General features: G+C 65.4%; 5 protein-coding genes. All 5 read right to left on the bottom strand.

Annotated features, from left to right (window positions below; genetic code table 11):
• Positions 1-23: 23 nt before the first annotated feature.
• Entirely contained in the window at positions 24-416 is a 393-nt protein-coding gene (iscU, locus tag AC2H6A_RS17405; RefSeq protein ID WP_484274982.1) for a Fe-S cluster assembly scaffold IscU, read from the bottom strand.
• Between the two features lie 64 nt (positions 417-480).
• The gene (locus AC2H6A_RS17400) at positions 481-1692 is read right to left on the bottom strand and encodes an IscS subfamily cysteine desulfurase (RefSeq protein WP_484274981.1); all 1212 of its coding nucleotides are present in this window, start codon (positions 1690-1692) and stop codon (positions 481-483) included.
• 31 nt (positions 1693-1723) lie between these two features.
• A complete protein-coding gene (gene iscR, locus AC2H6A_RS17395; protein ID WP_484274980.1) occupies positions 1724-2251 on the bottom strand; it encodes a Fe-S cluster assembly transcriptional regulator IscR in 528 nt (175 codons plus the stop codon).
• A 374-nt stretch (positions 2252-2625) separates the two neighbouring features.
• Positions 2626-3117, bottom strand: a complete 492-nt coding sequence (locus AC2H6A_RS17390; RefSeq protein ID WP_484274983.1) for a low molecular weight protein-tyrosine-phosphatase — start codon at positions 3115-3117, stop codon at positions 2626-2628.
• Between the two features lie 88 nt (positions 3118-3205).
• Positions 3206-5290, bottom strand: coding sequence for an excinuclease ABC subunit UvrB (uvrB, locus tag AC2H6A_RS17385; protein WP_484274979.1), 2085 nt, complete (start codon positions 5288-5290; stop codon positions 3206-3208).
• Between the last annotated feature and the right edge of the window lie 399 nt (positions 5291-5689).

Genomic DNA, 5689 nt, shown 5'->3' with positions numbered 1-5689 from the left:
TAACGGCCATGGTACGGCGCCGTTCAGTGCGACGCGGTCTGCGACTTGGCCTTGTAGTCTTCCACTGCGGCCTTGATGGCGTCTTCGGCCAGGATGGAGCAATGGATCTTCACCGGCGGCAGGGCCAGCTCGGCGGCGATCTCGGTGTTGCGGATGGCCATCGCCTGGTCGAGGGTCTTGCCCTTGACCCACTCGGTGACCAGCGAGCTCGAGGCGATCGCCGAACCGCAGCCGTAGGTCTTGAAGCGCGCGTCCTCGATGACGCCCTCGTCGTTCACCTTGATCTGCAGCTTCATCACATCGCCGCAGGCCGGGGCGCAGACCATACCGGTGCCCACGCTGTCGTCGTCCTTGTCGAACGCGCCCACATTGCGCGGGTTCTCGTAGTGATCGATGACCTTTTCGCTGTATGCCATGTTCAGTGCTCCGTGCAGCCAGAGGCGGTTCGGCTCGAGGCCTGCCGCCGGGGAAAGAGGGAAATCAGTGCGCCGCCCACTTGACGGTGTTCAGGTCGATGCCTTCCTGGACCATCTCCCAGAGCGGCGACATCTCGCGCAGCTTGCCCACCTTGCTGGTGATCAGGGCCACGGCCTGATCGATCTCCTGCTCGGTGGTGAAACGGCCGATGGAAAAGCGGATGGAGCTGTGGGCGAGTTCGTCGCTGCGACCCAGGGCGCGCAGCACATAGGAGGGCTCCAGGCTGGCCGAGGTGCAGGCCGAGCCGCTGGACACCGCCAGGTCCTTGATCGCCATGATCATGGACTCGCCCTCGACATAGTTGAAGCTCATGTTGAGGTTGTGCGGCACCCGGCGCTCCATGTCGCCGTTGACGAAGACCTCGTCCATGGTGGACAGGCCCGCGAAAAGGCGATCGCGCAGCATGCGGATGCGCTCGTTCTCGGTGTGCATCTCGAGCCGGGCGATCCGGAAGGCCTCGCCCATGCCCACGATCTGGTGCGTGGCGAGCGTGCCGGAGCGAAAGCCGCGCTCGTGCCCGCCGCCATGGATCTGCGCCTCGATGCGCACCCGCGGCTTGCGCCGCACGAACAGCGCGCCCATACCCTTGGGGCCGTAGGTCTTGTGGGCCGAGAAGGACATGAGATCGACCTTCAGCGCAGCCAGATCGATCGGCAGCTTGCCCGTAGCCTGGGCGGAATCCACGTGCAGCACGATGCCGCGGGCCCGGGTGATCTCGCCGATGGCCGCGATATCCTGGATGACGCCGATCTCGTTGTTCACGAACATCACCGACACCAGGATGGTGTCCGGGCGCAGCGCCGCCTGAAACGCGGCCATGTCGATCAGGCCGTTCTCGAGGACATCGAGGTAGGTGACCTCGAAACCCTGGCGCTCGAGCTCGCGCATGGTGTCAAGCGTGGCCTTGTGCTCGGTCTTGACGGTGATGAGGTGGCGGCCGCGATCCTTGTAGAACTGCGCGGCGCCCTTGAGTGCCAGGTTGATGGACTCGGTGGCGCCGGAGGTCCAGACGATCTCGCGGGCATCGCAGTTGACGAGCTCGGCGACCGCCTCGCGTGCCTCTTCAACCGCCTTCTCGGCTGCCCAGCCGTAGGCGTGGCTGCGCGACGCGGGGTTGCCGAAGTCTTCGCGCAGGTAGGGCAGCATCTTGTCCACCACCCGGGGATCGACCGGGGTGGTGGCCGAGTAGTCGAGGTAGATAGGCAGGTGGATCACAGGGCTCTCCGGGAAAGGCGCGCGCAACCGCTCAGGTGTTGGTCAGGCGGGTGCCGTCGACGCGGATGGGTTGCAGCGTGGAGGTGGGGAACTCCAGGGCTGCACGATGCTCACGCAGCACCGAGATCTGGCGCGGCGCCTGGCGGGTTTCGCGCGAGCGTTGCTGCTCGACCATGTTGGCGAGCGTCACCGAGTCGAGGAACTCGACGATCTTCTTGTTCAGGTTGGACCAGAGCTCATGGGTCATGCACTGGCCGTCTTCCACGCAGTTTTCCTTGCCGCCGCACTGGGTGGCGTCAATGGGCTCGTCGACCGCGAAGATGATGTCCGCCACGGTGACATCCTTGGCACTGCGGGCCAGGGTGTAGCCGCCACCGGGGCCACGGGTGCTTTCGACCAGTTCATGACGCCGCAGTTTGCCGAAGAGCTGCTCGAGATAGGACAGCGAGATCTTCTGGCGCTGGCTGATGCCGGCCAACGTGACGGGACCCTGATGCTGGCGCATGGCCAGATCGATCATGGCTGTGACGGCAAAGCGGCCCTTGGTGGTCAGACGCATGGCGATTCCCTTGTGAGACGGCCTGTGTGACGGGTGGACTCTACCTTTATCCGAGTAAATCTGTCAAGAATCCGGGATGGGTAGAGGGTTGGTTTGTCCTAGACAAGACGAGGACAGTATATCCCGATCAGGCTGATCAAGTAATCCCTCTGCGGGCCCCAGAGAACTCTGTAGTCATTTTGCGACGGACCGGGCACGCGCGAATTCACTGGGCGTGGCCTGCTCACCGGTCAACGACGACACCGTACGTGCACGATGGGAGCGCAGGTGCTCACCCTGGCCCCCGGAGCGGCACAGGCTGGACACCAGGGCCGGCCTCAGCCGGCGCGCCCCGGCCCGATCAGGGCACGGGGCGGATCGATTCCGCGGGCCGCTCAGGCAGCGGCCACCTGGGTGGCCCGGCGCTTGGCGAGCTCGAGCAGGCCGGCGCAAGCGTCCTCGATGCAGTCGAGCACGGGCTCGAAACCCTGGGCGTTGCCGTAGTACGGATCGGCGATGGTTGCCGTCTCGTGCTCGGTGGCAAAGCGCATCAGCAGCTGCAGCTTGTGGTGGGCACGCTTGGGCGCGAGCTGCTGCAGGGCCGAGAGGTTGTCCCAGTCCATGGCGAGGATGAGATCGTGCTCGTCGAAGTCCTTCTCGAGCACGCTGCGGGCGCGCAAGCCCGAAATGTCCACGCCGCGCTTGGCAGTGACCGCCTGCGCACGCTTGTCGGGGGCTTCACCGGCGTGAAAGCCATGGGTGCCCGCCGAGGAGACCTTGACCACATCCTCGAGACCGGCCTGACGCACCATCTGCCGGAACACGCCCTCGGCCATGGGGGAGCGGCAGATGTTGCCCATGCAGACGAACAGCACCCGGGTGTTCATTGCCAGCGAGATCGGTTCCTTCTTAGCCATGTGAGTTTCCGAAGAAGAAATTGAATGGGAGTGGTATGGGTTGGCAGGCTCGGGCGCGCTAGGCGGCCTTGGGCGGCAATGGCGCGAGGTCGGCACCGCCGACAGCGCCGAACACCTGCTGCTTGAGCGTGGCAAGCCGGTCGCGCACACGCGCGGCCTGCTCGAATTCGAGGTTGCGGGCGTGCTCGAGCATGAGCTTCTCGAGACGCTTGATCTCCTTGGCGGCGGCCTTCTCGCCGAGGGTGTCGTAGCGGACCTGATCCTGGATGACCACGGCCTGATCGCGAGCCTGCTGCGGGTCGAAGACGCCGTCGATGAGTTCGCGCACCTGCTTGACCACGCCGCGCGGCACGATGCCGTGCTGCTGGTTGAAGGCGACCTGCCGCTCGCGCCGCCGACGGGTCTCACCCATGGCGCGTTCCATCGACTCGGTGACGCGGTCGGCATAGAGGATGGCGCTGCCATTGAGGTTGCGCGCCGCGCGGCCGATGGTCTGGATGAGGCTGCGCTCGGAACGCAGGAAGCCTTCCTTGTCGGCATCGAGAATGGCCACCAGCGAGACCTCGGGAATGTCGAGACCTTCTCGCAGCAGGTTGATGCCCACCAGCACATCGAACACGCCCAGGCGCAGATCGCGGATGATCTCGACCCGCTCGACGGTGTCGATGTCGGAGTGCAGGTAGCGCACCCGCACGCCGTGCTCGCCGAGGTAATCGGTGAGGTCCTCGGACATGCGCTTGGTGAGCGTGGTGACCAGCACCCGCTCGCCGGCGGCCACCCGCAGGTTGATCTCGGAGAGCACATCGTCGACCTGGCTGGTGGCCGGACGCACCTGGACCTCGGGATCGATGAGGCCGGTGGGCCGCACCACCTGCTCGACCACCTGGCCGGACTGCCGCCCTTCGTAGTCGGCCGGCGTGGCCGACACGAAGATGCACTGGCGCACCTTGCCCTCGAATTCCTCGAAGCGCAGCGGCCGGTTGTCGAGCGCCGAGGGAAGCCGGAAGCCGTACTCGACGAGGGTCTCCTTGCGGGAACGGTCGCCCCGGAACATGCCCCCGAGCTGGCCGATGGTGACATGGCTCTCGTCGATGATCATGAGCGCATCGGACGGCAGGTAGTCGACCAGGGTGGGAGGCGGATCACCGGGACGCGCGCCCGAGAAGTGCCGGGTGTAGTTCTCGATGCCCTTGCAGAAGCCGAGCTCCTGAAGCATCTCGATGTCGAAGCGGGTGCGCTGCTCCAGGCGCTGCGCCTCGACGAGCTTGCCCTGCTCGTAGAGCCACTTCAGGCGCTCGGCGAGCTCCTCGCGGATGGTGTCGATGGCGCGCATGACCGTGGCGCGCGGCGTCACATAGTGCGACGAGGGGTACACCGTGAAGCGCGGAATCTTCTGGCGCACCCGGCCGGTGAGCGGATCGAAGAGCTGGATGCTCTCGATCTCGTCGTCGAAGAGCTCGACCCGCACCGCGAGTTCGGCATGCTCGGCCGGGAAGATGTCGATGGTGTCGCCGCGCACGCGGAAGGTGCCGCGGGTGAAGTCGGTGTCGTTGCGCGCGTACTGCATGGCCACCAGCCGCTGCAGGATGTCGCGCTGCGAGAGGCGATCGCGCACCCGCAGCACGAGGATCATGGCGTGGTAGTCAGCGGGGTTGCCGATGCCGTAGATGCACGAGACCGTGGCCACGATGATGGTGTCGCGGCGCTCGAGCAGCGACTTGGTGGCCGACAGGCGCATCTGCTCGATGTGCTCGTTGATGGACGAGTCCTTCTCGATGAACAGGTCGCGCTGCGGGACGTAGGCCTCGGGCTGGTAGTAGTCGTAGTAGGAGACGAAGTACTCCACGGCGTTGGCCGGGAAGAACTCGCGCATCTCGGCGTAGAGCTGCGCGGCCAGGGTCTTGTTGGGCGCCAGCACCAGGGTGGGCCGCCCGGTGCGGGCGACCACATTGGCCATGGTGTAGGTCTTGCCCGAACCGGTGACCCCGAGCAGGGTCTGATAGCTCAGGCCGTCGGCCAGGCCCTCCACCAGGCGGTCGATCGCCTGCGGCTGATCACCGGCCGGGGGAAACGGCTGGTGCAGCTGGAAGGGGCTTCCGGGGAAGCTCAGCAGGTGGGGGGCGCTGCGCGCCGGCTCGGCCATCAGTTCGGGGGGCGGTAAGGCTGCGTGGTAAAGTGTTGATTCATCAGGGCTCCCGGTCTGAACCGCGCTGCGTTCAGGACTGGGTCTGCCGGCACCGCCGACCCTGACCAGACCCATGGGTAAACATCCAGTACCCTGATCTGTGCCCGGACCTTCGGCCAATCCGCCATTATCGCCCGAACCCCCCTCGAAAAGCTAGTGCAGTGCACAAAAACTAAGCACCCGCTTTTGTTACCTCCTGTTTTTCTCCAGACAAATCAACGCCTTGACTGAAAAGATGAGCCAGAGCCTGTTTGCTGCGGTCGAACTTGCGCCCCGTGACCCCATCCTCGGCCTGACCGAGGCGTTCAACGCCGACACCCGGCCCGGCAAGGTCAACCTGGGGGTCGGGGTCTACTA

The organism is Quisquiliibacterium sp., from assembly GCF_982640115.1.
This window is presented reverse-complemented; position numbering and strand designations above follow the sequence as displayed.